The sequence below is a fragment of the Pseudomonas sp. LBUM1660 genome (assembly GCF_059695935.1).
In genome coordinates, this window is the sequence record NZ_CP166795.1 from 3,323,671 (window position 1) to 3,341,364 (window position 17,694).

Genomic DNA, 17,694 nt, shown 5'->3' on the forward strand with positions numbered 1-17,694 from the left:
AAGCCTTTCGATTTGCTCAATCGCAAGGCACTTCTATATTGAGGGGGTGCTCTGACTTTCCTGCGTCCTGGCGAGTGCGGCTTATGGCGACGACTGACCAACTGATCATCTGCGAGCACTGCGACTGCGTGTATGAAAAAGTCACGCTCGCCAAACATCAAAAAACCCTGTGCACACGCTGCGGCGGCGTGCTCCAGCGCTATAACAGCCTGACGGTGGAGCAACGTCTGGCGTTGACCTATACCGCGTTGATGCTGTGGATTTTCGCCAATTTCTACCCGGTCATGAGCATCAGCCTAAAAGGCCTTAAAAACAGCGCAACCCTATGGGATTCGGTGCTGGCCCTGAGCCTGGGGCCGATCACGTTCATTGCCATGGTGGCGGCGATCGCGATGATCATCGCACCGATTTTCCAGCTGTTGTTGCTGATTTGGGTGCTGAGCTATGCCCTCGCCTCCCGGCGCTCGCCCGGTTTCAAGTTCTGCATGCGCTGGCTGGAAACCTTGCGGCCCTGGAGCATGCTCGAAGTCTGTCTGCTAGGGGCGATGGTAGCGGTGATCAAACTTGCCGGGTTGCTGGATGTACTGCCCGGCATCGGTCTGTTTGCCCTGGCCGTGCTCAGCCTGATGATGATCCGCATCGCCGGGCGTGATGTCCGCGACCTGTGGGACACCTTATGACAAGGCCTCCGGTCGCCAGCGAACTCAACCTGTGCCTGTGCCACAGCTGCGGACTGGCCTGTGACATGACCCTCAATCCCGACGAATGCGAGCGCTGCGGCGCGCCGTTGCATCACCGCAAAAGCAACTCGCTGACCCGCACCTGGGCCTACCTGCTGACCTCCCTGGTGTTTTACGTCCCGGCCAATCTGCTGCCGGTGATGAACACCAAAATGGTCGGCAACGGCGCCGACAGCACGATCATGAGTGGCGTGCTGGAGTTCTGGCAGCACGGCGCCTGGGACATCGCCCTGATCATTTTTATCGCCAGCATCGCGGTGCCGGGCATCAAGTTCGTCGCCCTGATGCTGTTGCTGATCACGGTGCATCGCGACAGCCTGTGGGCGCGCAAGGAGCGATCGAAGCTGTACCGATTTGTCGAGGTCATCGGTTACTGGTCCATGCTCGATGTAATCGTGGTAGCCCTGGTGGCCTCACTGGTGAAGTTTCAAGCCCTGGCCGATATCCAGCCGCGCCCGGGCATTCTGTTTTTTGGTCTGGTGGTCGTGTTCACCATGCTGGCAGCGATGAGTTTCGACCCGCGCCTGATCTGGGATAACGAGCAGGATAAAAACTCACACACCGAGGAGGACATGGATGAAGTCGCAAGCCACTGACGGGCCGCACACCCCTGGCCAGGCCCCAATCAAGACTCGTCGTTTCAGCGTTTCGCTGGTCTGGATCGTGCCAATCATCGCGGTACTGGTGGGCATTTCCCTGGTGGTCCACAGCATGATGCAGGAAGGCCCGACCATCACCGTCACGTTCAATACCGGCAGCGGCCTAACTGCCAACAAAACCGAGGTCAAATACCGCAATGTGGTGATCGGTCAGGTCTCGGACGTGGAACTGAGCAGCGACCAGAAGAGTGTCAACGCCACGATCAAACTGGCCAAACAGGCGGAAAGCTTCACTCGCGCAGACTCGCAGTTCTGGGTGGTGCGTCCGCGTATCGGAGCCGGTGGCGTCTCGGGCATCGACACCCTGCTCTCCGGCGACTACATCGGCGCCGACATCGGCCAGGCCAACAATCGCGCGAAAAACTTCAAAGGCCTGGAAAACCCGCCACCGATTACCTATGGCGAGCCGGGCAAGCGCTTTACCTTACACACTCAGGACCTCGGTTCGCTGGACATCGGCTCGCCGGTCTATTACCGAAAAATCCCGGTCGGCCAAGTGGTGGGCTATGCGCTGGACCCTGACGGCAAAGGCGTGAATATCGACCTGTTCATTCACTCGCCCAATGACGCCTATGTCACCGAAAACACCCGGTTCTGGAATGCCAGCGGTATTGATGTCAGCGTCGGCGCCAATGGGTTTGCGGTGAAGACCGAGTCGTTGTCATCGCTGTTGGTGGGCGGCATCGCCTTCCGCGCGCCGGAGTACAGCCCCAACGATAAACCGGCGGCAGAAGAGTATGCCTATGAACTGTTCCCCGACCAGCAAACCGCCCTCGCCCCACCCAGTGGCAAGGGCCAATACTTGAGCCTGCGTTTCGACCAGGCCCTGCGCGGCCTCAAAGTCGATGCACCGGTGGAATTCCTCGGCGTGGAGTTCGGCAAAGTGGTGTCGATCAATCTGGATTTCGATGCGAAAAAGCGCAGCTTCCCGGTCAACGTCGGCGTCGTGATCTACCCGCAGCGCCTGGGTCTGGCCCACACCAAAATGCTCAAGGTGCTGAATCATGATCCCAATGATGAAGCCGCAGGCGTGCGCCTGATCGGCTCTTTTATCGAGAACGGTCTGCGCGCCCAGGCCCGCAGCGGCAATCTGTTGACTGGGCAGCTGTACATAGCGCTGGATTTCTACCCCAATGCCGAGAAAGTCGCGTTCGATCCGAGCGCCCGTCCGGTCAGTATTCCGACTATTCCGGGCAGCCTCGAACAGTTGCAGGAAAAACTCGAAGGCATGGTCAACAAGATCAACAAACTGCCGATCGAGCGGATTGCCGGCAATCTGGACAGCAACCTAGTCGAACTGCGCAAAGGCCTCGCCCAGTTCAACGCCAAGACCCTGCCGGGCGTGCAAACCACCCTGGCCGACGTCAGCAAGACGCTGCAATCAGCCAGTTCGACGCTGGCCGAAGACTCGCCGCAGCGCGAACAACTGACCCAGACCCTGGACGAACTCGGACGCATGTCGCGCTCCTTGCGTGAACTCTCGGACTACCTGGGACGGCATCCTGAATCGCTGATTCGCGGCCGCCCCAACAACGCCGCACCGATGGATCTGCAGGCGCCACCGCGCAACTGACCACAGGAGTAACACCATGGCTTTTCCGCTAAAGATCACCGTGGTCACCGCGCTGTTACTGCTCACCGCTTGCCGCAGTGATCCGATTCAGTTTCACACCCTGATTCCGGCGCAGTTGGGTAATCAATCCAGAGGCGGTGTTGCGGAGATCCAGATTGAAAGCCTCAGCGTGCCGCCCCAGGTCGATCGTCCGCAGATCGTTATCCGCCAGGGCAACAGCGGCCTGGCGATACTCGAAACCGAATGGTGGGCCGCGAGCCTGGTGGATGAATTGCGCAGCGCCTTGGTCGATCAACTGCTCAACAACAATCCTCAGCGCAAACTGTCCGTGCGCCTGGATGTGCAGCGCTTCGACTCGGTTCCAGGGCAATACGCATTGATCGACGTCAAATGGCGCCTGCGTAACTTCGGCGAGAGCGATACCACGCTGGTGACCTGCCGCAGCACGTTGCAGACCCCTTCAGGCCCCAGCATTGATGAATTGGTGGTGGCCCATCAGAACAACGTCAAGCGTCTGGCCGCAGCGATCAGTCAGGCCGCCGGCGGAACATCGAAAGGCTGCCCTTCGACCCAGTGACGACATCGTTTGATTCAGATCCATCGGGCAAGGGGCCGAGGTGCTGCTAATCTGAATGAAAATGACATGTATTAATGGTCTCTTTGACGTTGATTTCTCATTTTGCGCTCTACATTCCCTGCGACTCACACCCTGCAGACGGTTCGCATCGATTTGCCAGCGAATCGACGTGCATGACTTCTAAAAAGAACAGGAGCTGCCGACAGAATGATCACCCCTATTCCTTCCTTCCTCAAAACAGCCTTGCTGGCCACCGCTCTGCTCAGTGTCGGACAGGTGTTTGCAGCGGACACCGACGGCATCGTGGTCTACAACGCACAGCACGAAAGCCTGACCAAAGCCTGGGTCGAGGGCTTCACCAAGGAAACCGGCATCAAGGTCACTGTGCGCAACGGCGACGATACCGAGATGGGCAACCAGATCGTGCAGGAAGGCGCCGCCTCTCCCGCCGACGTATTCCTGACTGAAAACTCCCCGGCGATGGTGCTGGTGGACAACGCGGGGCTGTTTGCACCGGTTGCGCCGACCACTCTGGAGCAAGTCGATGCGGCTTATCGTCCGGCCCACGGCAAATGGGTCGGGATCGCCGCGCGCTCCACGGTGTTTGTCTATAACCCGAGCAAACTGCCCGAAGCCGATTTGCCAAAGTCGCTGATGGACCTCGCCGGTCCTGACTGGAAAGGTCGCTGGGGTGCATCGCCGGCCGGTGCCGATTTCCAGGCGATCGTCGCCGCAGTGCTGGAACTCAAGGGCGAAGCGGCCACGCTGGAGTGGCTCAAAGGGATGAAAACCAATTTCACCGCCTATCGCGGCAACAGCTCGGTGCTCAAGGCGGTCAATGCAGGACAGATCGACAGCGGCGTGATTTATCACTATTACAGCTTCGGCGACCAGGCCAAGACCGGCGAAAACAGCAAGAACACCGCCCTGCACTACTTCAAGCACAAGGACCCCGGCGCTTTTGTCAGCGTCTCGGGAGGCGGGGTTCTCGCGTCCAGCAAACACAAGGAGCAAGCCCAGGCGCTGCTGAAATGGATCACCGGCAAGGACGGCCAGGAGATTCTCAAGACCGGCAAATCGTTTGAATACGCCGTGGGCAAAAACGCCCAATCCAATCCAAAACTGGTGCCTTTGCAGCAGCTCGACGCCCCTATGGTCGATGCTTCGAAACTCGACAGCAAAAAAGCCGTGGAACTGATGACTCAGGCGGGACTGCTTTAATTGATGCCTGAAACCCTGCCAACGGGTATCCCCGCCGCGATACCCGACAACCTGCGACGCCGCGCCCGTGGCGTTTTCGCCGGTCGCGGTGGCGCGTGGGTGATCGGTTTGTCGGTGCTGGTTTCGTTACTCGCGCTGATGCCGATAGCCTTCGTCATCGGCGTGTCGATACAAACCGGTTGGGCAACATTGGGGCCCCTGGTTTTCCGGCCACGGGTCGGCGAGTTACTGACCAACACCGTGTTGCTGGTGGTGATCACGATTCCCCTGTGCGTTGTGCTGGGTCTGGCCCTGGCCTGGTTGACGGAACGCACCAACCTGCCGGGGCGACGCGGCTGGTCGTTGTTGGCGATCGCGCCGCTGGCAGTGCCGGCCTTCGTGCACAGCTATGCGTGGGTCAGCCTGGCCCCACCAATTCACGGCCTGTTTGCCGGGGTGCTGGTCTCAGTCATCGCCTACTTCCCGTTCCTGTACTTGCCGATTGCAGCGACGTTGCGCCGGCTCGATCCGGCGATCGAAGACGTGGCCGAATCCTTGGGACTCAAGCCCCGGGCAATCTTTTTCCGCGTGGTGCTGCCGCAATTGCGCCTGGCCATCTGCGGCGGAGCTCTATTGGTGGGGCTGCACCTGCTGGCCGAATATGGCCTGTACGCGATGATTCGCTTCGACACCTTCACCACGGCGATCTTCGATCAGTTCAAATCCACCTTCAATGGCCCTGCCGCCCACATGCTGGCCAGCGTGCTGGCCCTGTGTTGCCTGGTGATGTTGACCGCCGAATCGGCCGCTCGCGGTACGGCGCGTTACGCCCGGGTCGGCTCCGGCAGCGCGCGTGAGCAAAGGGTGGTGCGCCTGGACGCGCAAGCCACCGTGCTTGGCTTGATGCTGCAAATCACCACCTGTGCGCTGGCACTGGGTGTGCCACTGATCACTTTGGGCCGATGGCTGATCGCGGGCGGCACGCAAGTCTGGGACTGGGCGGAGCTTGTGCCGGCGCTGGAACAAACCCTGCTGTTCGGGATTTGCGGCGCAGTCCTCACCACCTGCGCCGCCATCCCGATTGCCTGGCTGTCGATCCGCTCACCGGGGCGGCTGCAGCGATTGCTGGAAAGCTGCAACTACATCACCAGCTCGTTGCCCGGGATCGTCGTGGCCCTGGCGTTGGTGACCATCACCATCCATTTCGCCCGGCCGATCTACCAGACAACGATCACGGTATTGCTGGCGTATCTGCTGATGTTTTTGCCCCGGGCCCTGGTGAGTTTGCGTGCAGGCATCGCGCAGGCACCGGTCGAACTGGAAAACATGGCGCGCAGCCTCGGCCGCTCGCCCGCCCGGGCCTTGTGGCTGATCACCCTGCGCCTGGCCGCGCCGGGTGCGGCCGCAGGCGCCGCATTGGTCTTTCTGGCAATCACCAACGAGCTGACCGCGACCCTGCTACTCGCCCCCAACGGCACACGCACCCTGGCCACCGGTTTCTGGGCACTGACCAGCGAAATCGACTATGCCGCCGCGGCCCCCTACGCCTTGCTGATGATTGTGCTGTCACTTCCGTTGACCGGAATTCTTTATCACCAATCCAAACGAACGGCTGGACGATGAACGCTCTGGAGCTCCACTCGATCTGCAAATATTACGGTTCCCAACGAGCGCTGGAGAGCGTCAGCCTGTCGGTGCCGAAAGGTAGCCGAACAGTCATCGTCGGCCCCTCAGGCTCAGGCAAAACCACGTTGCTGCGAATGATCGCCGGTTTCGAATTTCCGGACACGGGCAGCCTTTCGCTCGAGGGTCAGACACTCGTCGACGACACCCACGAGGTCCCGGCGCATCAGCGCCTGATTGGCTATGTTCCCCAGGACGGCGCCCTGTTTCCGCACATGACCGTGGCCGCCAATATCGGTTTCGGGCTTTCAACCAAAGGCGACGCGAAGCAACAGCGAATCGCCGAGTTGATGGACAGCGTAGCCCTCGATTCGAGCATGGCCCAACGTTGGCCCCATGAGCTTTCCGGCGGCCAGCAACAGCGAGTGGCACTGGCTCGAGCGTTGGCACAGCAACCGCGTTTGATGTTGCTGGACGAGCCGTTTTCGGCCCTCGATACCGGCCTTCGGGGCGCCATGCGCAAAATGGTCGCTCGACTGCTGAGCGATGCCGGTGTCACCACCATCCTGGTCACCCATGACCAGAGTGAAGCATTGTCGTTTGCCGATCAGCTGGCGGTCATGCGCGACGGTCGGCTGGTGCAGTCGGGCCATCCGCTGGACCTTTACCGTTATCCCGATGATGAACAAACCGCGCTGTTTCTCGGGGATGCCGTGGTCATGCCCGCCCGGATCGAGGCCGGTTGGGCCCATTGCGACCTGGGCCGTATTCCGGTGAACAATCACCGTAACAACAAATCGGCGCAGATCATGCTGCGCCCCGAGCAATTGCAACTGGTCAGCATCCAGCCCAGTCCGACCGAAGTTGCCGGATGCCGCGCCGTGGTGACCGAGCGGGATTTCAGCGGCAACACCTGCACCTTGACCGTGGAGTTGCAACCTACCGTCGCCGGCGATCCTCACGGTCGATCATTGATGGTGCGCAGCTCTGGCATGTACGCGCCGCCCGCTGGCAGCGCCGTTCACGTATCGACCATCGGCCATGCACATGTGTTGAGTGAACCGTGAATCAAGTCCATCAGAGATCGAAGCGGTCCACCGCCCGACGCCGCTCGTTGTCATCGCGCACATCGTAGTTGGCCGTCGTCTGGATGTTGCTGTGATGAGCGAGTTTTTGCGCGATCGACAGGTCGTGCTCTTCGATCACCCGGGTAATGAACGAGCGCCGAAAATCATGCGGCATGATCTTCACCCCGACCTGCGCGCCGCGCTGCCGGGCGATGTAATAGATCGCATGTTTGGTGATGCGCTCGCGGGTGATGTGGCTGCCACGACGAATACGGTTGAACAGGAACGGGTCGTCCACCTCGCCTTCCTTGAGGTGCGAACGGCGCAGTTCCAGCCAGGCCTGCAGTTTTTCAAAGGCCCAGGCCGGCGCGTATTTGATCAACTGTTTGTTGCCCTTGGCGGTGACCCGCAAGCTGCGCTCGCTGAAATCCACCTGTGCCAGGTCCAGGTTCACCGACTCGGATTTGCGCATACCCGAACCGTACAAAATCCCGATGATTGCTGCGTCTCTCAACCCTTGAGGACGCGGGTCGGCGGCACACACCGCCATCATCTCCTGAATCAACGAGCGCCTGAGATTGCGGCCCTGGGACAATCGCGTGCCGGCAATGCCCTTCACCGAGCGCATTTTCAGTAAATGTTCCTGGCTGATCAGACTCATGCGCCACGCTTCATTCATCACCCCCCGCACCGCATTGACGTACAGCGACGAGGTATTCGGTGCGTACCCGTCTTCGCGCAGGGCCGCGACCAGCGCAATCACATTGTCGGGTTGAAGCTGATGCCAGGGAATCTCCTCGACGCTCATGTCTTCGAAACCCAAACGGTCGGCCGCATCCTGCAAAACGTAACGCATGGTCAACTGACTGGAGGGCGCCAGTCGGGCCAGGTAGACGGTCATCGGGTTGGTCTTCGAAGCAACAGGATCGGTATTAGCTAAGTCAATCAAACGAAACGGCCTTGAGTGGAAACAATTCAGTAAAAAACAACTAAGGATTGAAACATCGTTCATATAAAGCGGAACACTTCGGCAGGACTTTTCTTCCAAAAATCGTGATGAACGGCAGAAGTCTGAACAGTGGCTGTATGACTTTCAGATAAACGATTCGAAGACCGGTTTTTCATGTTCCTTTCACAAAATCGGGCATAACCTTCAATCAACCCGACGAGCCCTTGTGGGTCGTCACGCTGCCGGTCGCGGCCAGGAAAGTCAATTGATGGCTTCCTGCTCCGGCAGTCAACCCCTTGAAAACACGCTTCTTTCGGCGATTTCGCTGAAGGAAGCCGTTCGCCCGGAGATTCTTATGAATGAGGCGTTTCTCCCCTTCTCTCGCCCCACTATCGGCGATGAAGAAATCGAGGCCGTAGAGCAAGTACTGCGCTCCGGCTGGATTACTACTGGGCCGAAAACCCAGCAACTGGAAGAGCAATTCGCCCACTATGTCGGCTGCCGTCATGCCATTGCACTTTCTTCGGCCACCGGCGGTATGCACATCACGTTACTGGCCTTGGGAATCGGTCCGGGGGATGAAGTCATTACGCCGTCCCAGACGTGGGTGTCCACCGCCAACATGATTTGCCTGCTGGGTGCCAAACCGGTCTTCGTCGACGTTGACCGTGACACGCTCATGTGTGACCTGGCCAGCATTGAGGCGGCGATCACGCCGCGCACCCGGGCAATCATTCCGGTGCATTACGCCGGTGCCGCCTTCGACCTCGATCCGCTTTACGCATTGGCCGACCAACACGGCATCCCCATCATCGAAGACGCCGCCCATGCGGCAGGCACCTTCTATAAAGGTCGGCATGTCGGCGCGAAAGGCACGGCGATCTTCTCGTTTCACGCGATCAAGAACATGACCTGCGCCGAGGGCGCAATGTTCGTCAGCGACGACACCGCGCTGGCCAACCGGGTGCGCATGCTCAAGTTTCATGGTCTGGGCGTTGATGCCTACGATCGCCTGACCCACGGCCGCAAACCCCAGGCCCAAGTGATCGAGCCGGGTTTCAAATACAACCTGGCCGACATCAATGCTGCCATCGCCCTGGTGCAACTTGAGCGCCTGGACGACATCAACGCCAAGCGCACCGAGCTGGCGCGCACCTACCTGCAACGCCTCGAAGGTTTACCGGTGCAACCGCTGACCATCCCGACGTATCCGCAACAGCACGCCTGGCACCTGTTCATCCTGCGCATCGACGCCGAGTGCTGCGGACTGGATCGCGAAGCGTTCATGAAGGCTTTGCAGGAACAGAACATCGGCACTGGCATTCATTTCATCGCCACGCACCTGCACACGTATTACCGCCAGCGTTTCCCCAATATTTACCTGCCCAACACCGAATGGAACTCGGCGCGGCTGTGCTCGATTCCGCTGTTCCCCGACATGACCACCGATGACGTCAATCGTGTGGTCGACGCCATCGAACACACCCTGGACAGACGCCTGTGAAACCCTATCCGATCCGTTGCGTGTCGATCGTCATCCCGGTCTATAACGAGCAAGACAGCCTGTCCGAATTACTGCGGCGCACCGAAGCGGCATGCCAGCAGTTGCACCATGACTATGAAATCGTGCTGGTCGATGACGGTAGCCGCGACAACTCCGCGCGAATCCTCGAGGACGCCGCCCATCGCGAGTGCAGCCCGGTGGTGGCGGTCATTCTCAACCGCAACTACGGCCAGCACGCAGCAATCATGGCCGGTTTCGAGCAGTGCAAAGGCGATGTGGTGATCACCCTCGACGCCGACCTGCAAAACCCGCCGGAAGAAATCCCCCGTCTGGTGGCGCAGGCCGAGCTGGGCTATGACGTGGTCGCCACGGTACGCAACAACCGTCAGGACTCGGCGCTGCGCCGCTGGCCGTCGAAGCTGATCAACCTTGCCGTGCAGCGCTCAACCGGCGTGGCCATGAGCGATTACGGCTGCATGCTCCGCGCCTATCGCCGCAGCATTGTCGACGCGATGCTCGCCTGCCGCGAACGCAGCACCTTCATTCCGATCCTGGCCAACAGCTTTGCCCGGCACACCACGGAAATCCTGGTGATGCATGCCGAGCGTGAGCACGGCGAATCGAAATACAGCCCCATGCGCCTGGTCAACCTGATGTTCGACCTGATCACCTGCATGACCACCACGCCGCTGCGGTTGCTGAGCATCGTCGGTTTCGCCATGGCCGGACTGGGTTTGCTGTTCGCCACCGCGCTGATCGTCCTGCGCCTGGTCTTCGGCGCCGAATGGGCTGGCGACGGCACGTTCGTGTTGTTCGCCGTGCTCTTCGTGTTCACCGGCGGGCAGTTCATTGGCATGGGCCTGTTGGGCGAATACCTGGGCCGCATGTACAGCGACGTCCGCGCCCGCCCTCGGTTCTTCGTCGAGAAGGTACTGCGTAGCCAGCCCGCCACCCCAGCTCCGGTTGTCACGGTCGACGGCCTCACTTCCACTTCTTCCGATCAGGTCCTCTCATGAGCGCAAAAGCTGTTGTCTTCGCCTATCACGATATTGGCTGTGCCGGCATCGAAACCCTGCTCGACTCGGGCTTCGAAATCGCCGCCGTGTTTACCCATGCCGATGATCCGAAGGAAAACGCCTTTTACGGCTCCGTGGCGAAACTCTGCGCGAGCAGGGGCATCCCGGTTCACGCCCCGGAAGATGCCAATCATCCGTTGTGGATCGAGCGCGTCAGCAAGCTCAATCCCGATTACCTGTTCTCGTTCTACTACCGCCACCTGCTAAGCGAACCGCTGTTGGCCACGGCCCGTAAAGGCGCGTTCAACCTGCACGGCTCTTTGCTGCCGCGCTATCGGGGCCGCGCACCGGCCAATTGGGTGCTGGTCAACGGTGAAAGCGAAACCGGCGTGACCCTGCACCGCATGGTCAAGCGCGCCGACGCCGGCGCAATCATCGCCCAGCAACGGATAGGCATTGAGCGCAGCGACACCGCGCTGAGCCTGCACGGAAAATTGCGCATGGCCGCCATCGACCTGCTGCGAGATGCCTTGCCGGCGCTGCTCGCCGGTCGAGTCAGCGAAACGGAGCAGGACGAATCCAGCGCCACCGTGTTCGGCCGTCGCACCCCGGCCGACGGCAAGCTTGTGTGGAAGCGCCCCGCCGAAGAACTGTTCAACCTGGTCCGCGCCGTCACCCAGCCTTACCCCGGCGCGTTCTGCGCCGTGGGCGAACATAAGCTGATTGTCTGGAGCGCAGAAGTTGCCAAGGGCAACGAAGGCCAGGCACCGGGCCGCGTGATCAGCGTTGATCCGCTGCGCATTGCCTGTGGCGAAGACTCTTTGGTCATCAACTCCGGCCAGCGTAACGACAACGGCTTGTACCTGAGCGGTCCGCAACTGGCCAGCGAACTGGGGCTGGTCGACGGTTCCGTGTTGCGTGGCGCCGAGTCCGGCCGCGCGCCACGTCGCACCCGCGTGCTGATCCTTGGCGTCAACGGCTTCATCGGCAATCACCTGTCCGAACGGCTTTTGCGCGACGACCGCTACGAGGTGTACGGCCTCGACATCGGTTCCGATGCCATTGAGCGCTTGCGCAGCCATCCGCGTTTCCACTTCGTCGAAGGTGATATCAGCATTCACTCCGAGTGGATCGAGTACCACATCAAGAAGTGCGACGTGATCCTGCCGCTGGTGGCGATTGCCACGCCGATCGAATACACCCGCAACCCGCTGCGGGTGTTCGAACTCGACTTCGAAGAGAACCTGAAGCTGGTGCGCTACTGCGTCAAATACAACAAGCGCGTGATCTTCCCGTCGACCTCCGAAGTGTATGGCATGTGCCAGGACCAGCACTTCGACGAAGACAGCTCCAATCTTGTCGTCGGCCCGATCAACAAGCAGCGCTGGATCTATTCGATCTCCAAGCAATTGCTTGACCGGGTGATCTGGGCCTACGGCCAGAAAGACCTGAACTTCACCCTGTTCCGTCCTTTCAATTGGATGGGCCCGCGCCTGGACCGGCTGGACTCGGCGCGGATCGGCAGCTCCCGGGCCATCACCCAATTGATCCTGAACCTGGTGGAAGGCACGCCGATTCGTCTGTTCGACGGCGGCGAGCAGAAACGCTGCTTTACTGACATTGCCGACGGCGTCGAAGCGCTGGCCCGGATCATCGACAACGAAAACGATGCCTGCAATGGCCAGATCATCAACATCGGCAACCCGGACAACGAGGCCAGCATTCGTCAGTTGGGCGAAGAGCTGTTGCGTCAGTTTGAAGCGCACCCGTTGCGCGACAACTTCCCGCCGTTCGCCGGTTTCCGCGACGTGGAAAGCAAGGCGTTCTACGGCACCGGCTACCAGGACGTGTCCCACCGCAAACCGAGTATCGCCAACGCCAAGCGCCTGCTGGACTGGACGCCGACGGTGGAGATGAGCGAGACCATCGGCAACACGCTGGATTTCTTCCTGCGCGAGGCCATGCTCGAAATGGCGGCGCCCCCAACAGAAGAATCGCGCTGATGCAGGCAGGCCTTCGAATCGATGTCGACACTTACCGAGGCACTCGTGAGGGGGTGCCGCGACTGCTGGAAATCCTCGATGATGCGCAGGTCCAGGCGACATTTTTCTTCAGCGTCGGGCCGGACAACATGGGGCGCCATCTGTGGCGCCTGATCCGCCCGCAATTCCTCTGGAAAATGCTCCGCTCCAACGCTGCCGGCCTGTACGGCTGGGACATTCTGCTGGCTGGCACCGCCTGGCCGGGCAAACCCATCGGCCGCGACCTCGGGCACCTGATGCGACAGGCCCGGGATGCGGGTCATGAAGTCGGGCTGCACGCCTGGGATCACCATGGCTGGCAGGCCAATGCCGGGTGTTGGAGCGAGGCGCAGTTGATCGAACAGATCCGCCTGGGCGTCGACACCCTCAGCGACATCCTTGGGCAAGCAGTCGAGTGTTCGGCGTCTGCCGGTTGGCGCGCGGACGAGCGCGTGATCGAGGCCAAGCAAACGTTCGGCTTTCGCTACAACAGCGATTGCCGCGGCCAGGGTCTGTTCCAACCGAGGTTGGCCGGGGGTGGCGTGGGGGCACCGCAGATTCCGGTGGACCTGCCGACCTTCGATGAAGTGGTCGGCCCTGTCGTCGCAGCCAAGGACTTCAACGGGTTCATCCTCGATCGATTCACTCCTGAAAAACTCAACGTCTATACGATCCACGCCGAAGTAGAAGGGATTCTGATGGCCAATGATTTTCGTCGATTGTTGGCCGATGCGCGCCAGCGTGGCATCTGCTTCAAACCCTTGGGCGATCTGCTTCCTGCAGCCCCGAACTGTTTGCCAACAGGACGCGTCGTGCGCGGCACTCTCGAAGGCCGGGAAGGCTGGCTGGGAGTGCAAAGCGCATGAGCAAACGCTGGGGATTGCCGCTGCTGCTGGGGATTTTCTTGTTGGCGTATCTGTTGCCGTTGGGCAGCCACGGCTTATGGATTCCCGACGAAACCCGCTACGCGCAGATCAGCCAAGGCATGCTTCTGAGCGGCGACTGGGTGTCGCCGCATTTCATGAGCCTGCGCTATTTCGAAAAACCGGCAGCCGGATACTGGGTAATTGCCGCCAGCCAGGCCCTGTTTGGCCAGAACCTGTTCGGTGTGCGCTTTGCATCGGCGCTGAGCATGGGCCTGAGTGTGTTGCTGTGTTTCCTGGTCGCCCGTCGTTTGTGGAACGAGCCGCGCAAGAGTTTTGCCTGTGCGCTGCTGTACATGAGTTTCACCGTCATCGCCGGCGCTGCGGGGTACGCCAACCTCGATCCGCAATTCACTTTTTGGGTCAATCTGAGCCTGGTCGCCCTGTGGTTCGCGCTTGACCGTGTCCACCGAGGCCCGCGGCTGATCGCTTGGACAGTGCTCGGACTGGCCTGCGGCATGGGATTCATGACCAAGGGTTTTCTCGCCTGGTTGCTGCCGGTGCTGATCGCCCTGCCCTTCATGATTTGGCAAAAACGCTGGCGTGAGTTGCTGGTCTTCGGCCCCGTGGCCGTTGTCGTGGCGATCGCGGTGAGTCTGCCGTGGGCGCTGGCGATTCACTCGCAGGAACCCGATTACTGGCGGTTCTTCTTCTGGCACGAACACATCCGTCGCTTTGCCGGTGACGACGCCCAGCATGACGCACCGTGGTGGTTCTACTTGCCGTTACTGGTGGCGTTCAGTCTGCCATGGGTGGCGTTGTTGCCGTCGGCGCTGCGCCAGGCGTGGAAAACCCGGGGCCAGGCCCGCATCGGTTTTCTGCTGCTGTGGCTGGTGATGCCGCTGCTGTTTTTCAGCCTGAGCAACGGCAAACTGCCGAGCTACATCTTGCCCTGCCTGCTGCCATTGGCCTTGCTGTTGGGCCATACCCTGGCCGAACGACTGAAGCTGGAGCAAGGCCGGGTTTTGGGCATCAACGGTTTGCTGAACTTGCTACTGGGTGTGATCACCTTGCTTGCACTGGTCTATCTGCAACTGAAAAAGCCGCTGTATGACCACGAACTGCACAACCTGATGCTGGTGTTCATCGGCTTGATCGGCTGGATCATGGCCAACCTGCTGCAAGCCTTCAGACCCCTGCAATGCTGGGCCGCACCGGCCTTCGGCAGCCTGCTGCTGATCGGTCTGGTGCCCGCCGGGCTGCCCGACTCGGTGGTGGCCAACAAGATGCCCGACCAGTTCATCCTCCATCACGCCGATGAACTGGCGCAGACCAGCAAGCTGTTGAGCAACGATCTCGGCGCCGCTTCGGCCCTGGCCTGGCGCCTGAAGCGCCCGGACGTGGCGTTGTACAACACGATAGGCGAATTGAAATATGGCCTCGCCTATCCTGACTCGGTGCAGCAGCGCGTCGACCTCGATCAAGTTCAACAGTGGATGCACGAGGCGCGGCAGAACGGCTCGGTCGGCGTGGTCATGCGGGTCAAGGGTGAGGACGAGCTGCAAGAAATTGAACGACTGCCCAAGGATGGCAAGCGCTATGAAGAAGGCAATCTGGTGATTCTGATCTTTCCACAGGGCGCGTCATGACCCTGCTACTTTTGTTGGCCGCGTGCCTGCTGACCTGTCTGGGCCAGATCGCCCAAAAGTACGCCGTCGAGAGCTGGCGCGCGAAGCCGTCGGCCTGGGACGAGAAACTGCGCTCGCTGCGCTCGCCGTGGTTGTGGCTGGCACTCGCTTCGCTGGGGTTGGGCTTGCTGGTCTGGCTGCTGGTGTTGCAGCGCCTTGAAGTCGGCATTGCCTACCCGATGCTGAGCCTGAATTTCGTGCTGATCACCCTAATCGCCCGGTTTGTCTTTCACGAACCGATCGACCGCCAGCACTGGCTGGGCGTGGCGTTGGTGATCGGCGGCGTGATTCTGCTGGGGCAACACACATGAGCCTGCGTCGCGGACTCACCTGCGCCATGGGCAGCGTCTTGCTCGGCAGCGCGGCGCAGTTGGGCATGCGCTGGAGCATGACGCGCTTGCCGTCACCCGAACACTTGCTGACTTCCAGCATCGACCCGACAGCGGTCGCCGTGGTGCTGGGGGCGATTCTGGCCTACGCCCTGTCAATGCTGTGCTGGCTCGCCGCCCTGCGGGATGTGCCGCTGAGCCGGGCCTATTCACTGCTGAGCATCAGCTACGCGCTGGTGTATCTGCTGGCCGCCAGCCTGCCGCTGTTCAACGAAACCTTCAGCCTTTCAAAAACCCTCGGGGTGGCCCTGGTCATGCTCGGGGTCATCACCATCAACTCACGTCCAGCGCGCGCGCCCGAACTCAGGAGTGCCTCATGAAAATCAGTGTATTTGGTAGCGGTTACGTTGGCCTGGTGCAAGCCGCCGTCCTGGCGGAAGTCGGCCACGACGTGGTCTGCATGGACATTGACGAGAAAAAAGTCGAATTGCTGCAACAGGGCCACGTGAGTATTTTCGAACCGGGGCTGGCCAGCCTGGTGCGTGAAAGCCTCGAAGCCAAACGCCTGCAATTCACCAACGACGAAAAACTCGCGGTGCAGCATGGTCAGGTGCTGTTTATCGCGGTCGGTACACCGTCCCGGGACGATGGTTCGGCGGATCTGCGCTACGTGTTGTCGGTGGGCGAAGCGGTGGCGCGGCATCGTGAGCAGCCGGTGATTCTGGTGGAAAAATCCACGGTGCCGGTGGGCACGGGCGACACCTTGCGTGCGCATATCGACAAGTGCCTGATCAAGGTCGGCCGCTTGTTGCAGTTCGAAATCGTCTCCAACCCCGAATTTCTGAAGGAAGGCTCCGCCGTGGCGGACTGCCGGCGCCCGGACCGGATCGTCATCGGCTGCGACAGCGATGATGTTCGCGACGTGATGCGCGACCTTTACGCGCCGTTCAATCGCAACCACGACCGCATCATGTTCATGGACCTGCGCAGCGCCGAGCTGACCAAGTACGCCGCCAACTGCATGCTGGCCACCAAGATCAGCTTCATCAATCAGATCGCCGAACTGGCTGAGCACCTGGGGGCCGACATTGAGTCTGTACGCCTGGGCATCGGTGCCGACTCGCGCATCGGTTACCACTTCATCTACCCCGGCTGCGGTTATGGCGGCTCGTGTTTTCCCAAGGACATGCGCGCGCTGATCCACAGCGCCGAAGAGGCGCACTGCTCCAGCGACCTGCTGCAAGCGGTGGAAGCGATCAACCAGCGGCAAAAGCACAAGCTGTTCGAGCGCATCAACGCATTCTACAAGGGCGACTTGCGCGGCAAGACCTTCGCCGTGTGGGGCCTGGCCTTCAAACCCAACACCGATGACATGCGTGATGCGCCGAGCCGGGTGCTGCTGGAATCGCTGTGGGCCGCCGGCGCCAGCGTACGCGCATTCGATCCAGAAGCCATGCAGGAAACCCAGCATTTGTATCCCGACGAGTCGAAGTTGATGCTGATGGGCACACCGGAATCGGTATTGGCCGGCGCCGATGCGTTAATCATTTGCACCGAATGGCAGCAGTTCAAGGCGCCGGATTTCAACCTGATCGAGCAACGGTTGAAGGCGCCGGTGATCTTCGACGGACGCAACCTGTACGACGCCGAACGCCTGGCACGCAGTGGTTTCCTGTACTTCCCGATGGGCCGTGGTGAATCGCGCAAACTGCCGATTCCACATCAGCAGTGGCCGGCGGCGCAGGTCGTCGCTTGATTACACTGTCACAACCCCTGTAGCAGCTGTCGAGCAACGCGAGGCAGCGTTCGGCTGCGAAGCAGTCGTAAAATCAGGCAATGCGGTGCGTCAGGAAGACCACATGCGCAGGTTTTACGACGACTTCGT

Annotated in this window: 16 protein-coding genes; 15 read left to right on the forward strand and 1 reads right to left on the reverse strand. The window is 60.5% G+C overall.

Translation table 11 applies throughout. From position 1 onward, the window contains the following. Positions 1-83: 83 nt before the first annotated feature. The 7 genes from ACA068_RS15645 (at position 84) to ACA068_RS15675 (ending at position 7,439) form a co-directional block, all read left to right on the forward strand. Positions 84-680: a paraquat-inducible protein A gene (locus ACA068_RS15645; RefSeq protein WP_497302972.1), complete on the forward strand. Its 597-nt coding sequence runs from the start codon at positions 84-86 to the stop codon at positions 678-680. Further along, entirely contained in the window at positions 677-1,336 is a 660-nt protein-coding gene (locus ACA068_RS15650) for a paraquat-inducible protein A (protein ID WP_497302973.1), read from the forward strand. Before ACA068_RS15645 ends, ACA068_RS15650 begins: the two co-directional genes overlap by 4 nt. After that, the gene (locus ACA068_RS15655) at positions 1,317-2,972 is read left to right on the forward strand and encodes a PqiB family protein (protein ID WP_497302975.1); all 1,656 of its coding nucleotides are present in this window, start codon (positions 1,317-1,319) and stop codon (positions 2,970-2,972) included. Before ACA068_RS15650 ends, ACA068_RS15655 begins: the two co-directional genes overlap by 20 nt. A gap of 16 nt (positions 2,973-2,988) precedes the next feature. Continuing rightward, on the forward strand, positions 2,989-3,549 hold the full coding sequence (locus tag ACA068_RS15660; protein ID WP_497302977.1) for a PqiC family protein: 561 nt from the start codon (positions 2,989-2,991) through the stop codon (positions 3,547-3,549). A 207-nt stretch (positions 3,550-3,756) separates the two neighbouring features. Beyond that, the gene (locus tag ACA068_RS15665; protein WP_497302979.1) at positions 3,757-4,770 is read left to right on the forward strand and encodes an iron ABC transporter substrate-binding protein; all 1,014 of its coding nucleotides are present in this window, start codon (positions 3,757-3,759) and stop codon (positions 4,768-4,770) included. Between the two features lie 3 nt (positions 4,771-4,773). After that, positions 4,774-6,372 carry an ABC transporter permease gene (locus tag ACA068_RS15670; RefSeq protein ID WP_497302981.1) on the forward strand — a complete coding sequence of 533 codons (1,599 nt, stop codon included), beginning with the start codon at positions 4,774-4,776 and terminating at the stop codon, positions 6,370-6,372. Beyond that, the gene (locus tag ACA068_RS15675) at positions 6,369-7,439 is read left to right on the forward strand and encodes an ABC transporter ATP-binding protein (RefSeq protein WP_497302982.1); all 1,071 of its coding nucleotides are present in this window, start codon (positions 6,369-6,371) and stop codon (positions 7,437-7,439) included. The genes ACA068_RS15670 and ACA068_RS15675 overlap by 4 nt, the downstream gene beginning before the upstream one ends. Before the next feature lie 10 nt (positions 7,440-7,449). Here the strand turns inward: ACA068_RS15675 and ACA068_RS15680 are convergent, their stop codons facing one another. Next, complete coding sequence (locus ACA068_RS15680) at positions 7,450-8,340, reverse strand: site-specific integrase (protein ID WP_497310606.1); 891 nt, start codon at positions 8,338-8,340, stop codon at positions 7,450-7,452. 403 nt (positions 8,341-8,743) lie between these two features. On the opposite strand from ACA068_RS15680, the gene arnB reads away from it, so the two are divergent. From arnB to ACA068_RS15720, 8 genes are read left to right on the forward strand one after another with little or no spacing between them, the layout of a single operon-like run. Continuing rightward, on the forward strand, positions 8,744-9,892 hold the full coding sequence (gene arnB, locus ACA068_RS15685) for a UDP-4-amino-4-deoxy-L-arabinose aminotransferase (protein ID WP_497302983.1): 1,149 nt from the start codon (positions 8,744-8,746) through the stop codon (positions 9,890-9,892). Beyond that, a complete protein-coding gene (gene arnC / locus ACA068_RS15690; protein ID WP_497302985.1) occupies positions 9,889-10,908 on the forward strand; it encodes an undecaprenyl-phosphate 4-deoxy-4-formamido-L-arabinose transferase in 1,020 nt (339 codons plus the stop codon). The genes arnB and arnC overlap by 4 nt, the downstream gene beginning before the upstream one ends. Further along, positions 10,905-12,911 (forward strand): bifunctional UDP-4-amino-4-deoxy-L-arabinose formyltransferase/UDP-glucuronic acid oxidase ArnA, encoded by a 2,007-nt coding sequence (gene arnA, locus ACA068_RS15695; RefSeq protein WP_497302986.1) that lies wholly within the window; start codon positions 10,905-10,907, stop codon positions 12,909-12,911. Before arnC ends, arnA begins: the two co-directional genes overlap by 4 nt. Further along, on the forward strand, positions 12,911-13,795 hold the full coding sequence (arnD, locus tag ACA068_RS15700; RefSeq protein ID WP_497302988.1) for a 4-deoxy-4-formamido-L-arabinose-phosphoundecaprenol deformylase: 885 nt from the start codon (positions 12,911-12,913) through the stop codon (positions 13,793-13,795). The genes arnA and arnD overlap by 1 nt, the downstream gene beginning before the upstream one ends. Beyond that, the gene (gene arnT / locus ACA068_RS15705) at positions 13,792-15,441 is read left to right on the forward strand and encodes a lipid IV(A) 4-amino-4-deoxy-L-arabinosyltransferase (RefSeq protein ID WP_497302989.1); all 1,650 of its coding nucleotides are present in this window, start codon (positions 13,792-13,794) and stop codon (positions 15,439-15,441) included. Before arnD ends, arnT begins: the two co-directional genes overlap by 4 nt. Beyond that, positions 15,438-15,791 carry a 4-amino-4-deoxy-L-arabinose-phosphoundecaprenol flippase subunit ArnE gene (arnE, locus tag ACA068_RS15710; protein ID WP_497302991.1) on the forward strand — a complete coding sequence of 118 codons (354 nt, stop codon included), beginning with the start codon at positions 15,438-15,440 and terminating at the stop codon, positions 15,789-15,791. Before arnT ends, arnE begins: the two co-directional genes overlap by 4 nt. Continuing rightward, entirely contained in the window at positions 15,788-16,189 is a 402-nt protein-coding gene (arnF, locus tag ACA068_RS15715) for a 4-amino-4-deoxy-L-arabinose-phosphoundecaprenol flippase subunit ArnF (RefSeq protein ID WP_497302993.1), read from the forward strand. The genes arnE and arnF overlap by 4 nt, the downstream gene beginning before the upstream one ends. Next, positions 16,186-17,565, forward strand: coding sequence for a UDP-glucose dehydrogenase family protein (locus ACA068_RS15720; RefSeq protein WP_497302995.1), 1,380 nt, complete (start codon positions 16,186-16,188; stop codon positions 17,563-17,565). Before arnF ends, ACA068_RS15720 begins: the two co-directional genes overlap by 4 nt. The last annotated feature ends 129 nt before the right edge of the window (positions 17,566-17,694 follow it).

Excerpts from the sequence above, each read along its gene's own strand:
- ACA068_RS15645 (WP_497302972.1), top strand. The coding sequence starts at position 84 with ATGGCGACGACTGACCAACTGATCATCTGCGAGCACTGCGACTGCGTG.
- ACA068_RS15650 (WP_497302973.1), top strand. The coding sequence starts at position 677 with ATGACAAGGCCTCCGGTCGCCAGCGAACTCAACCTGTGCCTGTGCCAC.
- ACA068_RS15655 (WP_497302975.1), top strand. The coding sequence starts at position 1,317 with ATGAAGTCGCAAGCCACTGACGGGCCGCACACCCCTGGCCAGGCCCCA.
- ACA068_RS15660 (WP_497302977.1), top strand. The coding sequence starts at position 2,989 with ATGGCTTTTCCGCTAAAGATCACCGTGGTCACCGCGCTGTTACTGCTC.
- ACA068_RS15665 (WP_497302979.1), top strand. The coding sequence starts at position 3,757 with ATGATCACCCCTATTCCTTCCTTCCTCAAAACAGCCTTGCTGGCCACC.
- ACA068_RS15670 (WP_497302981.1), top strand. The coding sequence starts at position 4,774 with ATGCCTGAAACCCTGCCAACGGGTATCCCCGCCGCGATACCCGACAAC.
- ACA068_RS15675 (WP_497302982.1), top strand. The coding sequence starts at position 6,369 with ATGAACGCTCTGGAGCTCCACTCGATCTGCAAATATTACGGTTCCCAA.
- ACA068_RS15680 (WP_497310606.1), bottom strand. The coding sequence starts at position 8,340 with ATGACCGTCTACCTGGCCCGACTGGCGCCCTCCAGTCAGTTGACCATG.
- arnB (WP_497302983.1), top strand. The coding sequence starts at position 8,744 with ATGAATGAGGCGTTTCTCCCCTTCTCTCGCCCCACTATCGGCGATGAA.
- arnA (WP_497302986.1), top strand. The coding sequence starts at position 10,905 with ATGAGCGCAAAAGCTGTTGTCTTCGCCTATCACGATATTGGCTGTGCC.
- arnD (WP_497302988.1), top strand. The coding sequence starts at position 12,911 with ATGCAGGCAGGCCTTCGAATCGATGTCGACACTTACCGAGGCACTCGT.
- arnT (WP_497302989.1), top strand. The coding sequence starts at position 13,792 with ATGAGCAAACGCTGGGGATTGCCGCTGCTGCTGGGGATTTTCTTGTTG.
- arnE (WP_497302991.1), top strand. The coding sequence starts at position 15,438 with ATGACCCTGCTACTTTTGTTGGCCGCGTGCCTGCTGACCTGTCTGGGC.
- arnF (WP_497302993.1), top strand. The coding sequence starts at position 15,788 with ATGAGCCTGCGTCGCGGACTCACCTGCGCCATGGGCAGCGTCTTGCTC.
- ACA068_RS15720 (WP_497302995.1), top strand. The coding sequence starts at position 16,186 with ATGAAAATCAGTGTATTTGGTAGCGGTTACGTTGGCCTGGTGCAAGCC.